This window comes from Actinoplanes hulinensis, assembly GCF_019429605.1.
GTDB classification, from domain to species: domain Bacteria; phylum Actinomycetota; class Actinomycetes; order Mycobacteriales; family Micromonosporaceae; genus Actinoplanes; species Actinoplanes campanulatus.
This window is the reverse complement of record NZ_JAHXZI010000007.1, coordinates 128,990-145,469: the sequence shown is the minus strand read 5'-3', so window position 1 is coordinate 145,469 and position 16,480 is coordinate 128,990. Positions and strand designations below refer to the sequence as shown.

Below are 16,480 nucleotides of genomic sequence, written 5' to 3'. Positions count from 1 at the left end.
GCGGGCTGGTCCTGGGTGGTGTCTCAACGGAACGCCGGCCCGGCGCCGTGGGGACGACGTCACGCACCGCAAGGGCTGGACCGACTGCCTGGGCCGGCTGAGCGCGGCCCAGGCGGTCGGTCAGCGTTCCGGCTGGTCGGTGTAGCCCTGGCTGATCTCGACGATGACGCCGTCGGGGTCCTTCACCCAGACGGTGCGCCAGCCGGGGATGAACTCGTCGAAGGCCAGCGGCCCGAGCGACACGTCCAGGTCGCCGGGGACCTGGGCGAGGAAGTCGTCGAGGTCCTCGACCTGGAAGGCGAGGTGCCGCACCATGCCGGGATGCTGCGGCCCGTCGGCGCCGAAGCTCTCCGGTGACTCGCGGGCCGCGTCGAACAGTTCCAGATGGACGTCGCCCTGCCGCAGGAACACAATGTCGGTGCCGCCGGCGGTGACCACCCGGGACCGTTCGAACCCGAACATGTCGTGGTAGAACCGTTCGGTCGTCTCCTGGTCGCGGCAGTTGAGGCCGACGTGCGCCCAGCGCACCATCACTGCCCGCTCATGACCGGCTTGAACGGGACGGTGTCGTGGCAGTTGCACATGTAGGTGATCTGCCCGTCGGCGATCTCGAAGTAGTTGCACACGTCGGCCTCGACGGTGGCACCGTGCCGGGTGCGGCCGGAGATGTGCGAGACGACGGCGGCCTGGGTCCCCGACACGACCATGTGCCGGGGACGGTTGGCGAAGCTCGCGTACGTCTCGGGGAAGCCCTTCATCATCTCCCGCAGCGTCTCCCGGCCCTCCACGTGACCGGCGAGCTGCTCGTCCATGCGGGTGTCGGCGGAGAACAGGTCGCACCAGTCGTCCCACTGTCCCGCGTTGGCCAGTTCGTAGTAGCGATCGATGATCTGTCTGGTGTTCATCGTGGTCTCCTGACGGTTCTGCTCAGGCAGTAGGGCGGTTCTACTCAGGCATGAGGACGCCGACCTGCCGCATCAGCCCGGTCGTGTCGGCCTGGACCCAGCGTTCGACGATCTTGTGGTTCTCGAGGCGGTAGACCTCGATGCTGGTCCAGCTGACCGGCAGGCCGCTGGGATGGATGCCGAAGATCGGGGCGATGTGCCGGCCGGTGAAGGTGATCTGCATGATCACCCGGCCGCCGTCGGCGGCGTAGAGGGCGTCCAGGCCGGCCCGGAAGTCGAGGGCCTCCTGCGCGACGGCGAGCAGGCCCTTGAGCGCCTGGAGGCTGTCGACGTTCCAGGCCGGGTTGTGGTCGACGAAGTTCGGGGCGAACAGCTCGTCCATGTCGTCGTAGCGGCGGGCGTTGACGGCGTCGGTGACCCGCCGGACGAGGGCGACGTTCTCCTGGTCGAGGGTGGTGACGGCGGTGCTCACAGGGACGTCAATTCGTCGACGCGGTACTCGGCGATGGCGAGTCCCATCTCGGTGTGGGTGCGTCGCAGCACCCAGCGCTGACGGGCGCGCATGGCGATCCGGGCGCCGTCGGAGGTCTGGGTGGCCCGCCACACCACGACCACGTCGACGTTGATGTCGTCGCCGGCCATGCTGGGGGTGACCTCTTCGACGACGTGCGTCTCGTCGGTGTAGGCGCGGCAGACCGTCGCGTACCAGTCGCGGAAGTCGTCGATGGAACGCAGCGTCCGTTCCGGGAACACCATCTCCAGGCCGTCGGTGGCGAGGCAGTCGACCACCTGCCCGGACGGGGCGTGCTGGTCGAGGTACTTGAACCAGAGCGCGGCGAAGGCGGACACGGAGTCGGCCATTGTTTCGGACTTGGTCGTCACGGTGTGTCTCCAGGATCGTCGAGGACGGCCTCCACGAGGTACGGGCCGTCGTGGTCGAGCATCGTGCGCAGGATGGTGGGCAGGTCGGCGGCGTGCCGGGCCCGGGCGGCCGGCACACCCATGCCGGCCGCGAGGTTCACGTAGTCGACGCGCGGCTCGCGTACGTCGAAGAACGGCGGGAAAGCGGCGCCGGGATCGTCGTCATGGTCCTGGCGGTACTGTTCGAGGTTGTCCTTGAGCAGCTGGTAGCCGCCGTTGTGGCAGACCACGAACTTGGCGCCGATCCGGTGGTGGGCGGCGGTCCACAGTGCCTGGCAGGTGTACATTCCGCCGCCGTCGCCGGTGAAGCCGACGACCGTACGCTCCGGGTGTGCGATCTTGGCGCCGATGGCGCCGGGGATTCCGACGCCGAGTGTTCCGCCGGGTGTCTGGAAGAAGTGTCCCGGCCGGGTGGGTGGCAGCCATCGGGTGAGGGCCGGTGAATTGGTCAGCGCCTCGTCGAAGACGATCGCGTCGTCCGGGAGCAGGGCGGCCAGGGCGGCGGCGACGGCGCTCATCCGCAGCGGCGCGGAGTCGGCGTTGCGGCCGGCGCCGAGGTCGTCGGTCAGTGCCCGGTCGACCTCCGCGGTGCGCTGGACGGTGCGCCGGTGGACCCGTTCGGCGGCGGCGTGACGTTGCGGGTCGGTCATCGCCTCCTCGAGGGCGCCGGTCAGGGCGTGCAGGGTGAGCCGCGGGTCGCCGAGCATGCCGGTGGTCACCGGATGGTTCTTGGCGATGGCGTACGGGTCGAGGTCGACGTGCACGACGGTGGCGCCGGGCCGGAACGGGTTCTCCAGGTCGGGGAACACGTCCGGGAACACGTAGGTGCCGCAGATCAGCACCGCGTCGGCCTGTGCGACGAGGGAGGCGCTGCCGTCACCGAACATGTGCCCGGTCAGGCCGCCCCACAGTGGATGGGTCCACGGCATGAGCAGTTCGGAGGCCATCGCCCCGTGCACCACGGCGCCCCAGATCTCGGCGAACCGGGTGAGTTCGGCGACCGCTCCGGAGGCGGCGATGCCGTCGCCCACGATGATCACCGGGTTGTGTGCGCCGGCCAGGAGGCGGGCGGCCGACTGGATCGCGCCGGGTTCCGGGACGACCCGGGTGTCCGGCACGGTGGTCGGCACCACGGGTTCGCCGGAGATCTGGTCGAGCACGTCCTGCGGCAGGGCCAGGAACACCGGTCCGCGCGGCGGGGTGGCGGCGACCTTGAGGCAGCGCCGGACCAGCCTCAGCAGACTGTCCGGGTGGGTGACCCGGGTGGCGTACTTGGTGACCGGTTCGGCGATGTCGACGAGGTTCACCGACATGTGTGCCTCGAGCGCGTCGTAGGCGACCCCCGCCTCGCCGGCCATCACGAGCATCGGTGTCTGCCGGTGCAGCGCGTGGTAGAGGCTGCCGACCGCATTGCCGAGCCCGACGCCGCTGTGCAGCAGCACGACGCCGGGCCGGCCGGTGGCCTGCGCGTAGCCGTCGGCGGTGCACACCACGGCGGCCTCCTGGAGGCCGAGCACGTAGTCGATGTCGGGGAAGCGGGCGATCTCGTCGAGCAGCCCCTCCTCGCTGGAGCCGGGGTTGCCGAACAGGAATCGCACGCCGTCGGCGCGCAGCTGTTCGAGCAGGCGGCGGTGCCCGGTGGCCAGCAGTTCCGGGGCCTCGGTCCGGTCGGTGGTCGCGGTCATGAGACACCCACCGGCACGGCGGACCTCTTCAAGACCTCCGAGATCACGGTACGGGCGAACTGTCCCGCCTGCGCCCCGGTCCGGCCGGTGACCAGATCGTCGTCGACCACCACGTCCTGGTCGACGTAGCGTGCGCCCATGTTGAGGGCGTCGCCGTACAGGTTGGGGTGACAGGTGAGGCGGCGGCCGCGGACCAGTTCGGGGGTGCGCGACAGCAGCCACAGCCCGTGGCAGATGATCCCCTTCACGATGCGGGGTTCGGCGAAGGCACGGCGTACGAAATCGGTGGCCGGTGGCAGTTTCGCCAGGTCCTCGCTGTACCGCAGCCGGTCGCTGACCATGGCGGACGGCACGATGATCGCCGAGTAGGACCGCAGCGTGTCGTCGTCCATGTTCTCGAAGGAATCGGCGCAGACGAACGGCGCCTTGTACTCGTGGCCGGTGAAGGTGATCGACTCCTGGCCCCAGAGGCGGGTGAGGAAGTGCAGTTCGGCGCCCTCCTCCGGGAACCGGTAGGAGTAGTACCAGATCTCGTGCTCGTAGAAGTCGCTCTCGACCAGGACCGCGATCCGGTGCCCGGCCAGTGCCCCGGTCACCAGCCGTACCGCCGTAGTCCCTGGCCGAGCACGTCGACCAGCGCCCGTCCACAACCGACCGACGACTCGGTGGAGCGGGCCGTGATGAACGGGTGGTCGACGATGACCGACTCGGCGTGGCCGACGTTGCCGATGAACTCGCCGTCGGGGCCGACCGCGTCGCGCAGGATGAACTCCAGCGGGTAGAACGGTGGGCCGAAGTCGACGTACCCGTCGCCGAAGCCGCGGTTGGAGCCGTCGACGGCGTGCGGGCCCTCGAAGCCGGTGCCGTCGTGGTAGTCGTAGTCGATCGGATGGCCGGTGACCCGTTTGCCGCGGATGATGCTGAGTTTGCGCAGCGGGTCGCGGGCGAAGGCGAGGGCGGCGACGCCGTAGCAGACCGCCGCGACGGGCTGGTCGAGGCGGACGAAGCCGAGGATCAGCTCGTGCAGGCGCTGGTTGTTGGCCAGGTCGATCATGGCGCCGCTGCCGCCGACGATGACGAGCGCGTCGTACGCGGGCAGGTCGTGGGTGACGACGCGCTCGATCGTGCGGTAGTACTCCTCGCTGTCGCGCAGGTAGGTCGGTGAGCTGGGGTAGGGCCGTTCCGGCAGCCATCCGGCGAGGTCGTGTGGTTTGTCGAGCCGGTCGCTGGCGTCGAGCTCCCGGGTCTTGCGGGCCATCTCGTCGCTGGTCACCGATTTGCCCTGCGGCGGGTCGACGAAGCCGGGGCTCATGCTGACCGCCAGCGGGGTGGGCCGGGCGCCGGTCGGGGTGACGAACTCGACCTCGTACCCGGCCTGGTCGCAGGCTTCGAGTGGGCCGATCAGCTCCTCGCCCCAGTAGCCCCACTCGGAGACGACGAACAGTACCTTCCTCATCGGGGGCCTCCCGTGGTCGCGAGTTCCTGGATCAGTTCGCTGTCGCGCAGCTGCTCGGCGACCTGGCCGGTGGCGTTGACGACGGCGAGCGTGTAGTCGGCGTGCTGGCGGGTGAGGGCGAGGTCGCGGACCGCCGCGCTGTCGAGGTGCATCAGGTCGGCGGCGTCGAGGGTGATCGCGGTGCAGCCGATCCGGCGGGCCTCGTCGAGGCGGGCGTGCAGGGCCGGCATGGTGTTCAGGCTCAGGGTGCCGGCCAGGGAGATGTCGGCCCGGCCGCCGTCACTGCCGGTGAGGTCGGCGCTGAAGGCCAGCCCGGCGGGGGTCATCCGTACCCGTACCGTCTGGGGTTGGTCGGCGTGCGGGAGGGTGACGGTGAGCGCGTCCGGGTCGAAGTCGTGGTGTTCGTGGCCGTTGATCCAGACCTGCATGATCTGCGCGCGGCCGGGTGGCAGCAGGTCGGGTGCCACCCGGAGGGTGGCGCCGAACGCGCCGGGCTGGGGCTGGAACCACAGGTTGAGTGGTTCTTCGCGGCGCAGCAGGTTGCCGTAGACGGCGGCCAGGTAGCCGAGTTCGGCGCTGTGGTACATGGCCATCGAGTGCGAGCCCTTGCTGCGTTCGCCGCCCAGCTCGAACGGGGTGCCGTTGGCGAGGACGTTGAAGTAGACGCCGCCGGCGCCGGTGTCGAGCATCCACGCGTTGTAGAAGGCGGCGCCCTCGCGGGCCTGTTTGGCGTATTCGGGGCGGTGCAGCAGCCCGTCCAGGATCAGGTAGGCGAGGATGCCCTGTTCCTGCTGCCACCAGGCTTTGCGGTCGTGCCACACGAGACGGTGGAAGTGTTCGCCGGGGCCGGTGACCCGTTCCACCATGTCGTACCAGCCGCCGCGTTGCGGGTCGGCGCCGACGGACGGCATCAGGTCGGCGATGCGGGTGGCGAGGGCGACGTATTCGTCCTTGGGGCGCAGGCTGTTCATGCGCATCAGGTTCCAGGCGATCTTCAGGTTGTGGCCGACGATGGCCCGGTTCTGCTGCTGGCCGTACTCCTGGTCCTTGCTCCAGTCGCCGAAGAACTTCTCCTGTACGAACGGGCTGGCGTCGTAGTCGGGGAAGTGGCCGACGACGGTGTCGCAGCAGTCCTCGAGCATGTCGGCGTACCGCTGCTCGCCGGTGGCCAGATAGAGGTTGATGAGATAGGCGGGGATGTGGTCGCCGACGGAGTTCCAGTTCTTGCGGTCGGCGTTGGTGTGACCGTCGGTGTCCAGGGCGGGGCTGCGCGGGTCGAAGGTGACCGGGTCGATGTGCGAGTAGTAGCCGCCCCGGTCCGGGTCGCGGAAGTATTTCTGGAACAGGTTGATGGTCAGGTCGATGATCTCGCGCAGTCTCGGTTCACCGGTTATCCGGTAGACCTGGGTGAGCCCGGCGACCGCGTAGATCTGCTCGTAGCAGGGGATGGCGTTGTAGTCGTCGCCGAACTCGGAGGCCAGGATCTTGCGTTCGCCGCCGTCGGGCAGCACGTCGATGGCGTGGTACCAGTAGGCGATGTGCTGGCTGCGGTCCACGGCGCAGAAGTGCTCGACGAGGTAGTTGGCGCCGGCGACGGCCGCGTCCAGATAGGCCTGGCCGCCGCTGAGCAGGTAGGCGGTGGACAGCCCGTAGATGAGCCGGGAGATGGTGTCGGTCTCCTGCCGGATCGACTGGGCCTTGGTGCCGAGCATCGACAGGTCGGTGCGGTAGCCGCGGAAGTCGTAGCCGTTGCCGGCACCGCCGAATTCGGCCAGCAGGTAGAAGTCGGCGATGGCGCGGACCTGCCGCTGCCACCAGTCCAGTGACTCGAACCGGTACTCGTCGGCCTCCTTGCCGAACAGGAGGACGTGTTTGGCCTCGAAGCCGGTGCCGTTGGCCTCGTTGGGGTAGAAGACGCCGTAGACGTGGATGAACCGGCCGGGTTGCAGCAGGCCGCGCATCTGGGCGCTGGCGTCGACGTACGCCTCGCCGAGGTTGCGCAGCATCTCCGCGACGGTGGTCGAGGTGAGCCGGGCGGCGAACGGGCGCCCGTCGGAGGTGCGCAGACCGACCGTGTCGGTGTCCGGGTCGTAGCCGGTGACGTACCCGGCGACCAGGTCGGAAAAGGTGAAGGTGATCTGGTTGACCTGTTCGTCCAGGCCGATGGCAGGGTTCACGGTGTGTCTCCAGATAATGCCCGCAGCAGCACGATGCTGTGTGCGGTGACCAGATAGCCGGCGGTGGTGACGGGCTGCTCGGCGCCGAAGTCGGCGATGTCGGCCGGTGCGGCGAGCGCGGTGTCGAGGACCCGCGCCCAGCGGCGTCCCGGGTCGAGGTCGAAGTGCAGCGGCTCGGTGTGCATGTTCATCATCAGGTGCAGGTCGGGCTCGCCGCCGAGACCGGCGAGGGTGCAGGCGAAGGCGCGGCCCTGCGGGTCCTGCCAGTCGGGCCGGTCGAGCCGGGTGCCGTGCCAGCGGATGTCGGGCACGCCGCGGTCGTCGGGCAGTCCGGTGTAGAACCCGTCGTGCCGCAACGCCACGTGGCGGCGGCGCCGCGCGATCAGCTGGGTCCAGAACCGCAACAGGCCGTGGTTCTGTTCGGCCGCGGTCCAGTCGAACCAGCTGATCGGGTTGTCCTGGCAGTAGGCGTTGTTGTTGCCCTGCTGGGTGCGGGCCACCTCGTCCCCGGCGGTGATCATCGGGACGCCGCGGGACACCAGCAGCAGGACGGCGAAGTTCTTGATCTGCCGGGTCCGCAGCGCCAGCACCCCGGGGTCGTCGGTGGGCCCTTCGACGCCGCAGTTCCAGCTCATGTTGTCGTCGTTGCCGTCCCGGTTGTCCTCGCCGTTGGCCTCGTTGTGCTTGCGGTCGTAGGCGACCAGGTCGGCCAGGGTGAATCCGTCGTGGCAGGTGATGAAGTTGACGCTGTTGACCGGCCGGTGCCCGCGTGCCTGGTAGAGGTCGGCGCTGCCGCCGATGCAATCGGCCATCTCACCGATCAGGCCGGGCTCGCCGCGTACGAACCGGCGGACGGTGTCGCGGAACCGGCCGTTCCATTCGGCCCACCGGTATCCGGGGTAGCTGCCGACCTCGTAGGCGCCGGCCGCGTCCCACGCCTCGGCGATGATCTTCGTGTTGGCGAGGGTGTCGGACAGTTCGATCTGCCACACCACCGGCGGTTCGTCGAGGACGGCGCCGCCGGGCCCGCGGGTCAGCACCGCGGCCTCGTCGAAGCGGAAGCCGTCGACGTGCATCTCCCGTACCCAGTACTCCAGGCATTCCACGATCATCTTGGTGACGATCGGATGGTTGGCCATGAGCGTGTTGCCGCAACCGGAGTAGTCGTCGTAGTAGCGGCGGTCGGCCTGGTGCAGGTAGTAGTAGTTGGCGTTGTCCAGGCCCGCCCAGCAGAACAACGGCCCCAGGTGGTTGCCCTCGTCGGTGTGGTTGAAGACGACGTCGAGGATGACCTCGATCCCGGCCCGGTGCAGGGCCTTGACCATGTCCCGGAACTCGGCGACGTGCCGGCCGGCCTGCGGCTCCACGCAGTAGTCGGCGTGCGGGGCGAAGAATGCGGCGGTGCTGTAGCCCCAGTAGTTGTTCACGGTCGCGTCGAAGTCGCACACCGGCAGCAGCTCCACGGCCGTGACACCGAGTGCCGTGAGGTAGGGGATCTTGTCGATGATCGCGGCGAACGTGCCGGGCCGGGCCACTCCGGAGCCGGGTGATCGGGTGAAGCCGCCGACGTGTATCTCGTAGATCACCATCTCGGACATCGGGCGGTTCAGCGGCTGGTCGCCCTGCCAGTCGTAGTACCGCTCGTCGATCACCGCGCATCGCAGCGAGGTGGCCGTCGTGTCGCCGGGCCCGCAGGCCGCCTCCCGGTCCCAACGGCCACGATCAAGACCGCGGGCGTACGGGTCGGCGAGCACTTTGCCGGAGTCGAACCGCATGCCGAGTTCCCGTGCGCCGTCACCTTCCGGGCCGAACACCCGGAGGGCGTAGAACGACGGCGCGCGCTGGCCGCGCAGGTACACGTGCCAGACGGCGAAGCTGCGGTTGCTGTCCGGATCGAGGGTGACCGTCTGCACGGGTTCGGCGTCGCCGGGCTGGTCGAAGACGAGCAGCTCGATGCCGGTGGCGTGTTCGGAGAAGAACGCGTAGTTCACGCCGTCGTCGTCCGGGGTGGCTCCGAGGGGATGGCTGCGGCCGGGCTCGGGATGAAAGAGGGCTTCGCCAGCGGCGTACGGCCGGCGGAGCTGGCTGACGCTCATGCCAGAAGCCTAGGGAGTAACGCGAGCAATTTTCGTGTTACCGGGCAACCGGAACCGGCCGCTCAGCCGCGGGCCTCCAGAAGCTCCACGACGTGGCGGTAGCTGTCCGGACGGATGCTGACCCTGCCGTCGAACGGATAGTTCAGCTCCACGGCCAGGAATACGTTGACCCCGATCGTGGCGGCCACCCCGGCGACCAGGACGCGGCGCAGCAGGCCGTCCCGGACGCCGCAGGTCACGCACAACGACAGCACGACCACCGACCCGGTGAGCACGGAGATCCACACCACGTCCGGCAACTGCTGCTCGTGAGCCAGGCGTACGGCGTCGGCCCGCAACTCGGTCGCCACCCCCAGCCGCCGCACCGCGTCCAGCACGAACGCGCGCTCCGGCTCGGTGTTCGGCGTGATCGTGCTGATCGTCGACGCCAGCGTATCGAGCGCCTCACCGACCACCGGCGCCGCCTCGCCGTGGATCCGGCTCGACCAGTTCTCCAGAACACTCCGGTTGTATTCCAGCACGACCTCGTCGATCGCCGCCCGCACCTCCGGATCGCACACCCGGCTCGCCTCGGCCACCGCGGCCAGATTCATCGCCTCCGCCTCGGTGGCCGCCCGGGCCTCGTTGCGTTTCTCCCACAGCGTCACCACGCACAGGCCGATCGCCACCGAATACACCACCGCCGCCGCGGACAGCATGATCCCGGTCGCGTCGTTGTGCTCGCCGCGCCGCCAATGCGGCACCCACCGGTGCACCAGCGACTCCAGCAACAGCATGAACGCCGGTAACCCGATCACCAGAAGGATCAGGAGCAGCCACTCCGGCACCTCGGCCGCGAGCCACTTCGCCATCGTGCCGCATCCCTCCGACGGGCTTCTCCTGGGCATTCTTGTCTCGCGGACGCCGGCCGGACGCCTTTTCGCGATCTCCGTCGCCGCCGGGCCACGTCCCCGACAATGGACAAATGCGACGCGTCGTCCTGTCCATGTTGGTAGCAGCGACTCTCGGCCTGGCCGCCCCGGCCAGCGCCGCGGAAGCCGGATGCGCACCGTCCGCGCGTCCGCACGGCACCGCCGCGACGATCGTGGACATCGCCCGCGCCGCCGAACGCGAGCTCGGCCTCAGCGCGACGATCGTCCGGGTCACCGTCGGTGGGAGGGAGGTCGTGACCGCCGCGACCGGGCAGTCCATGGCCGGCGTCCCGGCCACCACCGGCATGCGGTTCCGTACCGGAGCGGTCGGCATCACCTACCTCACCGTTCTGCTCCTGCGACTGGCCGACCAGGGCGCCGTCGACCTCGACGAGCCGATCGCCCGCTGGTACCCGGAGCTGCCTCGCGCCGACAAGGTCACCCTGCGCATGCTCGGCAGCAGCACCTCCGGCTACCCCGACTACGTCACCTACCAGCCGTTCATCGACCGGCTCTACGCCGACCCGTTCCAGCGATGGACCGAACAGCAGCTCATCGACATCGCCCTGGCCCGGCCGCTCTGGTACGAACCCGGCACCAACTGGAGCTACTCACACGCCAACTTCGTCATCCTCGGCCGCATCCTGCAACGCGTCACCGGCACCCCACTGGACCGCCTGACTCACCGGCACATCGTCGAGCCGCTCGGCCTCACCACCACCATCAGCACCGACGGCCCCGTCATTCCCGGCCCGGTCCTGCACGCCTACACCACCGAACGCGGCCGGTTCGAGGACTCCACCTACTGGAACCCGTCCTGGACCACCGCCCACGGCGCCATCCTCACCTCCGACATCTGCGACCTCGCCACCTCGGCAAGCGCCGTCGGCACCGGCCGGCTGCTGTCCGCCCGCGCCCAGCGCACCCTGCTCGACCCCGGCACCGTCGGCCTCGGCGGCCCCACCAAGACCTGCCCGGCGACGATCTGCGTCCACCACACCGAACAGCGCCACTACGGGCTCGGCATCGACGTCGAGGACGGCTGGATCAAGCAGACCCCGTCGTTCGCCGGCTACTCCGCCGTACAGGCCTATCTGCCCGGCCGGGACATCGCCATCGCGGTCGCCGCCACCCGCGGCCGCACCACCACGGAGGTGAACGCGGCCCGGACCATCGCCGACCGGATCGCCACGTTGCTCACCGGGCCGGATAACCCCTAAAGCCGGGGTAGGCCGCGGCCGATTTACGGGTCGGAGCCGGAAGAGCCGGCTTCGACGCGAACAGGGGGAGTTCCGGTGGCACGATGGGTGGCATGGGCGGCGACGGCGGCGTTGCTGGCGACGACGGCGGCATGCGGCAGCGAGTCCGGCACCACGGCCGCCGACGCTGAACGGGGCGTGATCGGGCTGGCCATGCCGACGAAGACCTCGGAACGGTGGATCGCCGACGGCGAGAACATGGTGAAGCAGTTCCAGCTGCTCGGCTACCGCACCGACATGCAGTACGCCGACGACGACATTCAGCGGCAGGTCGACCAGATCGACGAGATGGTCGACGCGAAGGTCAGCGCCCTGGTGATCGGCGCGATCGACGGCACCGCCCTCAAGAGCGTGCTCGCCAAGGCGGCCAGCGCCGACATCCCGGTGATCGCCTATGACCGGCTGATCCGCGACAGCGGCGACATCGACTACTACGCGACGTTCGACAACTACAAGGTCGGTGTCGAGCAGGGCGGTGCGATCGTGGACGCGCTCAAGCTGCGTACCGCGAAGGGTCCGTTCAACATCGAACTGTTCGCCGGGTCGCCGGACGACAACAACGCCACCTTCTTCTTCAACGGGGCGATGAGCGTGCTCAAGCCGTACATCTCCGCCGGCAAGCTGGTGGTGCGCAGCGGCGAGACGAAGTTCGAGCGGGTCGGGATCCTGCGCTGGGACAACGCGGTGGGGCAGAAGCGGATGGCCGGGCTGCTGAAGTCCGAGTACGGCAGTGCCCGCGTCGACGCGGTCCTGGCGCCCAACGACGGGATCGCCCGCGGCATCCTGGCCGCCCTCGAGGAGGCCGGCTACGGCACCAAGGGCCGTCCGCTGCCGGTGGTGACCGGCCAGGACGCCGAGCTGGACTCGGTGAAGCTGATCGCCGCCGGCAAGCAGACCCAGACCGTCTACAAGGACACCCGGGAGCTGGCCAAGGTCGCCGTCCAGATGACCGACGCCGTGCTGAGCGACGAGAAGCCGATGATCAACGACACGAAGCAGTACCACAACGGGGTCGAGGTCGTGCCGACCTTCCTGTTGCAGCCGGTGAACGTGGACAAGTCGAACTACGAGCGTGTCCTCATCGACGGCGGCTACTACAGCGCCGAGCAGATCGCCGCCTGATGAACGCCACCGAAAGGAAGCCCGAGGTGCTGAAGAACAGCGCTCTCCGAGACGCCCCGGTCTGGGCGAAACTGACCGCCCTGGTCGGGGCCGGCGTGCTCGCCGTAGGCGCCTGCGTCGGCGTGACCCTCTACAACAACCACGTGGCGGACGACACCGCGGAACGTCTCACCCGCCTCAACGCCGCCAGCGCGATCGTGTTGCGCCTCGACCGGGTCGCCAGCGAACTCAAGGTCAATGGCCTCCAGGCGATCACCCGCGGCGACGCCAGCGAACAGACCGCGCTGCTCAAGGCCCGCCTCGGCGAGGCCGACAAGCTGCTGGGTGACCTCGAGTCCGTCGAGCTCGACGGCGACCTGACCGCGGCCGTCGGCCGGATTCAGGCGGTCTACCAGGACTACACCCAGGTGATCGAGCGGTTCGTCGGCGGGGCGGTGGCCGATCAGGCCGAGGCCCGCCTGGCCTGGGAGCAGATCGACGTCGACAACTACCTGACGAGCGCGGTGCTGGAGAACGAGCGTTCGCTGTTCGCCGCCCGGGTCGCCGAGGCCACCCAGGAGGCCGCCGACACCCGGGACCGGGCACAGCTCGTCCTGATCATCAGCGCCCTGGTGGGCACGTTCGTACTCATCCTGATCGCGAGGATCATCGTCACCTCCATCACCCGGCCGCTGGAGCGTGTGCGTACCGCTCTCAAGGCGATGGCCGACGGCGACCTGACGGTCACCGCGGACGTCACGTCCAACGACGAGGTCGGCCAGATGGCGCAGGCTCTCGACGAGGCACAGAGCAACATGCGTACGGTCGTCGCACAGGCCGCCGCGTCGGCACACACCCTGGCGGCCGCCGCCGAGGAGATGACCATGACCGCCGGGGCCATCGAGGAGACCGCCGCCGGCTCCTCCACGCAGGCCCGTGACATGTCCGGCGCCGCCGCCTCGGTGTCGTCGAACGTCGGCGCGGTCGCCGCCGGCGCGCAGGAGATGGCCGAGTCGATCCGGGAGATCGCGCAGAGCACCACCCGGGCGGCCGACGTCGCCAACCAGGCCGTGGACGTGGCCCGGTCCACCAGCGTGCACATCGACAAGCTGGGCGCCTCGTCGGCGGAGATCGCCAGCGTGGTGCAGGCGATCACCGCGATCGCCGAGCAGACCAACCTGCTCGCCCTCAACGCCACCATCGAGGCGGCGCGTGCCGGCGAGGCCGGCAAGGGGTTCGCCGTGGTGGCCTCCGAGGTCAAGGACCTCGCGCAGGAGACCGCCCGGGCCACCGAGGACATCACCCGCCGGGTCGCGGCGATCCAGTCCGACACCGCCGGCGCGGTCGAGGCGATCAGCCAGATCACCTCGGTGATCGAGCAGATCAACAGCTTCCAGACCACCATCGCCTCGGCGGTGGAGGAGCAGACCGCCACCACCGCCGAGATGAACCGCGGCATCACCGCGGTCGCCGACGGCGCGGAGACCATCGCGGGTGGTGTGGCCGGGCTGGCGTCCGCCTCCGAGCGGACCACCGAGGGTGCCGCCCAGTCCCGGCAGGCGGTCACCGAGCTGAGCACGATGGCCAACGAGTTGCAGACCCTGGTGGCGCGCTTCCGTACCTGATCGCTCCGAGTGTGAAGTTGCCGCGACCGGCGAGGCCTACCCCAGGCCTCGCCGGTCGCGGCCGTTCGCGTGGAAGGCGACCTTCGGGGCCTAGGAGCCGCGCGGCTCAGGCCAGGGTCAGGCCCTGGACCAGATAGAGGACCGCGAGGGCGGTGGCGAGCCCGCCCAGCAGTAGGCGCAGGGCCCGCTCCGGCAGGTAGGGCTGGAGCCGGGCGCCCAGGTAGCCGCCGAGCAGACCGCCGGCCCCGCAGAGCACGCCGAGAGCCCAGTGCGGGGCGATGTCGCCGCTGGTGACCAGGGCGAGGACGCCGTAGGTGGCCGCGCCGGCGATCGAGGTGACGAACGTGGAGGCCAGGGCGGCCGGCGCGATCCGGGACATCGGCGTGCCGCGGCCGGCCAGGATCGGACCGAGGACGGAGCCGCCGCCGATGCCGTATATGCCGCCGACCGTACCGGTGGCGATGCTCAGACCGAGGATGGTGCGCCGCGACAGCGGCGGCCGATCGCGGACGCCGGGGCGCACCGCCCGGGCGCAGAGCCACAGCCCCAGCGGGAGCAGCACCGCGGCGGCGACCAGCCGGAACACCCGGGGCCCGGGGATGGCGAATACCCGGATCAGCGCTCCCAGGATCACGCCGGGGACCGTGCCGGCGATCAGCAGCCGGGCCAGCGGACCGGTGAGCTGCCCGTTGCGGCGGTACCGGGCCAGCGCACCCGGCCCGGAGACGACGTTGTACAGCAGATTCGTGGGGGTGACCGCCGGACTGGGCACGTTCAGCACGCTGAGCTGGACCGACAGCAGGAACACCGCGCCCGACACACCGACCGGCGCGGTGACGATCGAGATCAGGAGCCCGGCGAGGAAGCCACTGAGTCCGGTCTGCCAGCTCAGCATGATCGACATATTAGTGACCGGGCCCTGTTACCTTTCCCCGGCGGCGCTCGTCATGGGGATATGCTGATCAACCTCATGTACGTGACTATCAACGTCACCGACCAGGACCGCGCGCTGGAGTTCTACACCGAGGGCCTCGGCCTGGAGAAGCGGATCGACCACCCGGGGCCCGAGGGCCGTTTCCTCACCGTCGGTGTCCCCGGCAGCCCCGTGCAGCTGCTCCTCTGGCCGTACCCGGCGGCCGCCGGAAACCCGGGCACACCCAGCCCGGTGTTCCTCGAATCCGACGACCTGCGCAAGGATTTCGAGGCCATGCGCGGGCGCGGCGTCGCCTTCGAGTCCGAGCCCGCGGACTACCCGTTCGGCGTCCGCGTCGAGGCGATCGACCCGGACGGCAACCGGATCGCACTCCGGGAGCAGCGCGCCCGATGACCGATGAGCCGTCCGGCCTGCCGGCCGAGGTGTTCGAAGCCCAGCGTGACCGGCTGCGCGCCGTCGCGTACCGGATGCTGGGCTCGCACGCCGACGCCGAGGACGTGGTCCAGGAGGCGTGGATCCGCCTCGCCCGCCAGGACGCGACGGCCATCGACAACCTGGCCGGGTGGCTGACCACGGTGGTCGGCCGCCTCAGCCTGGACCTGCTGCGATCCCGGCGGGCACACCCCGAGAGCGAGTACGACCTCGTGGTGACCCCCGCCGACGAGCCCGCGCCGGACGAGCAGGCGATGCTCGCCGACGCGGTCGGCGTCGCCCTGCTCGTGGTGCTCGACTCGCTCACCCCGAGCGAACGGCTGGCGTTCGTCCTGCACGACATGTTCGCGGTGCCGTTCCAGGAGATCGGGCAGATCCTCGGGAAGTCGGCCGACGCCACCAAGATGATCGCCAGCCGCGCCCGCCGGAAGGTCCGTGCCACGGACCGGCCGGCGGGCCCCGGCCGCGAGCACCGGCAGGTGGTCGAGGCGTTCCGGGCCGCCGCCCTCGCCGGCGACTTCGAGGCGCTCCTACGGGTCCTGGACCCGAACGTGAAACTGACCGTGGACACGCCCGGCGGCATGATCGTCACCATCGGCGCCACCGAGGTCGCGGCCGGCGCCCGCAGGTTCTCCGGCGAGGTGGCCGGCCATCGTCCGGTGCTGCTCGACGGCCGCCCCGGGCACATCTCCCTGCGTGCCGACGGAACACCGCTCTCGGCCGTCGCCTTCGAGGTCGCCGAAGGCCGGATCACCGCCATCCACATCATCACCGACCCGGTGAAACTCGCCGCTCTCCAGTAGGGCCGGCCCGGAACCCCTCGGCCGGCTCTGAGCGCTTTGTCAACTGGCGTGAGACAGCTCTGGGAGCCGGCCGGACCACCGATCTACGCCCGGCGCGGGCGGCACAGGCGGGAGTAGGCAGCTGGATCGCCGCCTGCCACGGGCGGCACACGTAGGCGTACCGCAAAGAATGGTT

The 16,480-nt window shown here is 69.8% G+C and carries 16 protein-coding genes; 5 read left to right on the top strand and 11 right to left on the bottom strand.

Annotated elements, in window-relative coordinates; genetic code table 11:
• Nucleotides 1–120: 120 nt before the first annotated feature.
• The 10 genes from KZ829_RS14880 to KZ829_RS14835 all read right to left on the bottom strand — a co-directional run bounded on the left by KZ829_RS14880 (nucleotide 121) and on the right by KZ829_RS14835 (nucleotide 10,091).
• On the bottom strand, nucleotides 121–531 hold the full coding sequence (locus KZ829_RS14880; RefSeq protein ID WP_246635686.1) for a VOC family protein: 411 nt from the start codon (nucleotides 529–531) through the stop codon (nucleotides 121–123).
• Nucleotides 531–905 carry a nuclear transport factor 2 family protein gene (locus KZ829_RS14875; RefSeq protein ID WP_220144484.1) on the bottom strand — a complete coding sequence of 125 codons (375 nt, stop codon included), beginning with the start codon at nucleotides 903–905 and terminating at the stop codon, nucleotides 531–533. Before KZ829_RS14875 ends, KZ829_RS14880 begins: the two co-directional genes overlap by 1 nt.
• Nucleotides 906–945: 40 nt before the next feature.
• Nucleotides 946–1,377, bottom strand: coding sequence for an ester cyclase (locus KZ829_RS14870; protein ID WP_220144483.1), 432 nt, complete (start codon nucleotides 1,375–1,377; stop codon nucleotides 946–948).
• Entirely contained in the window at nucleotides 1,374–1,787 is a 414-nt protein-coding gene (locus KZ829_RS14865; RefSeq protein ID WP_220144482.1) for a hypothetical protein, read from the bottom strand. The genes KZ829_RS14870 and KZ829_RS14865 overlap by 4 nt, the downstream gene beginning before the upstream one ends.
• A complete protein-coding gene (locus tag KZ829_RS14860) occupies nucleotides 1,784–3,511 on the bottom strand; it encodes a thiamine pyrophosphate-binding protein (protein WP_220144481.1) in 1,728 nt (575 codons plus the stop codon). The genes KZ829_RS14865 and KZ829_RS14860 overlap by 4 nt, the downstream gene beginning before the upstream one ends.
• On the bottom strand, nucleotides 3,508–4,107 hold the full coding sequence (locus tag KZ829_RS14855) for a DJ-1/PfpI family protein (RefSeq protein WP_220144480.1): 600 nt from the start codon (nucleotides 4,105–4,107) through the stop codon (nucleotides 3,508–3,510). The genes KZ829_RS14860 and KZ829_RS14855 overlap by 4 nt, the downstream gene beginning before the upstream one ends.
• The gene (locus KZ829_RS14850; RefSeq protein ID WP_220144479.1) at nucleotides 4,104–4,967 is read right to left on the bottom strand and encodes a type 1 glutamine amidotransferase domain-containing protein; all 864 of its coding nucleotides are present in this window, start codon (nucleotides 4,965–4,967) and stop codon (nucleotides 4,104–4,106) included. The genes KZ829_RS14855 and KZ829_RS14850 overlap by 4 nt, the downstream gene beginning before the upstream one ends.
• Nucleotides 4,964–7,144, bottom strand: coding sequence for an AGE family epimerase/isomerase (locus KZ829_RS14845; protein WP_220144478.1), 2,181 nt, complete (start codon nucleotides 7,142–7,144; stop codon nucleotides 4,964–4,966). The genes KZ829_RS14850 and KZ829_RS14845 overlap by 4 nt, the downstream gene beginning before the upstream one ends.
• Nucleotides 7,141–9,240, bottom strand: a complete 2,100-nt coding sequence (glgX, locus tag KZ829_RS14840) for a glycogen debranching protein GlgX (protein WP_220144477.1) — start codon at nucleotides 9,238–9,240, stop codon at nucleotides 7,141–7,143. The genes KZ829_RS14845 and glgX overlap by 4 nt, the downstream gene beginning before the upstream one ends.
• 62 nt (nucleotides 9,241–9,302) lie before the next feature.
• Entirely contained in the window at nucleotides 9,303–10,091 is a 789-nt protein-coding gene (locus KZ829_RS14835) for a bestrophin-like domain (RefSeq protein WP_220144476.1), read from the bottom strand.
• A gap of 113 nt (nucleotides 10,092–10,204) precedes the next feature.
• Between KZ829_RS14835 and KZ829_RS14830 the strand changes: the two genes are divergently transcribed.
• The 3 genes from KZ829_RS14830 (at nucleotide 10,205) to KZ829_RS14820 (ending at nucleotide 14,136) form a co-directional block, all read left to right on the top strand.
• Nucleotides 10,205–11,371 (top strand): serine hydrolase domain-containing protein, encoded by a 1,167-nt coding sequence (locus KZ829_RS14830; protein WP_220144475.1) that lies wholly within the window; start codon nucleotides 10,205–10,207, stop codon nucleotides 11,369–11,371.
• Nucleotides 11,372–11,446: 75 nt separating this feature from the next.
• Entirely contained in the window at nucleotides 11,447–12,532 is a 1,086-nt protein-coding gene (gene chvE, locus KZ829_RS14825; protein ID WP_308285490.1) for a multiple monosaccharide ABC transporter substrate-binding protein, read from the top strand.
• A complete protein-coding gene (locus KZ829_RS14820; protein ID WP_220144474.1) occupies nucleotides 12,532–14,136 on the top strand; it encodes a methyl-accepting chemotaxis protein in 1,605 nt (534 codons plus the stop codon). The genes chvE and KZ829_RS14820 overlap by 1 nt, the downstream gene beginning before the upstream one ends.
• A gap of 106 nt (nucleotides 14,137–14,242) precedes the next feature.
• Here the strand turns inward: KZ829_RS14820 and KZ829_RS14815 are convergent, their stop codons facing one another.
• Nucleotides 14,243–15,031 (bottom strand): sulfite exporter TauE/SafE family protein, encoded by a 789-nt coding sequence (locus KZ829_RS14815; protein ID WP_246635645.1) that lies wholly within the window; start codon nucleotides 15,029–15,031, stop codon nucleotides 14,243–14,245.
• A 75-nt stretch (nucleotides 15,032–15,106) separates the two neighbouring features.
• Between KZ829_RS14815 and KZ829_RS14810 the strand changes: the two genes are divergently transcribed.
• A complete protein-coding gene (locus KZ829_RS14810) occupies nucleotides 15,107–15,463 on the top strand; it encodes a VOC family protein (protein WP_246635682.1) in 357 nt (118 codons plus the stop codon).
• Nucleotides 15,460–16,305, top strand: coding sequence for a sigma-70 family RNA polymerase sigma factor (locus tag KZ829_RS14805; RefSeq protein ID WP_220144472.1), 846 nt, complete (start codon nucleotides 15,460–15,462; stop codon nucleotides 16,303–16,305). Before KZ829_RS14810 ends, KZ829_RS14805 begins: the two co-directional genes overlap by 4 nt.
• The last annotated feature ends 175 nt before the right edge of the window (nucleotides 16,306–16,480 follow it).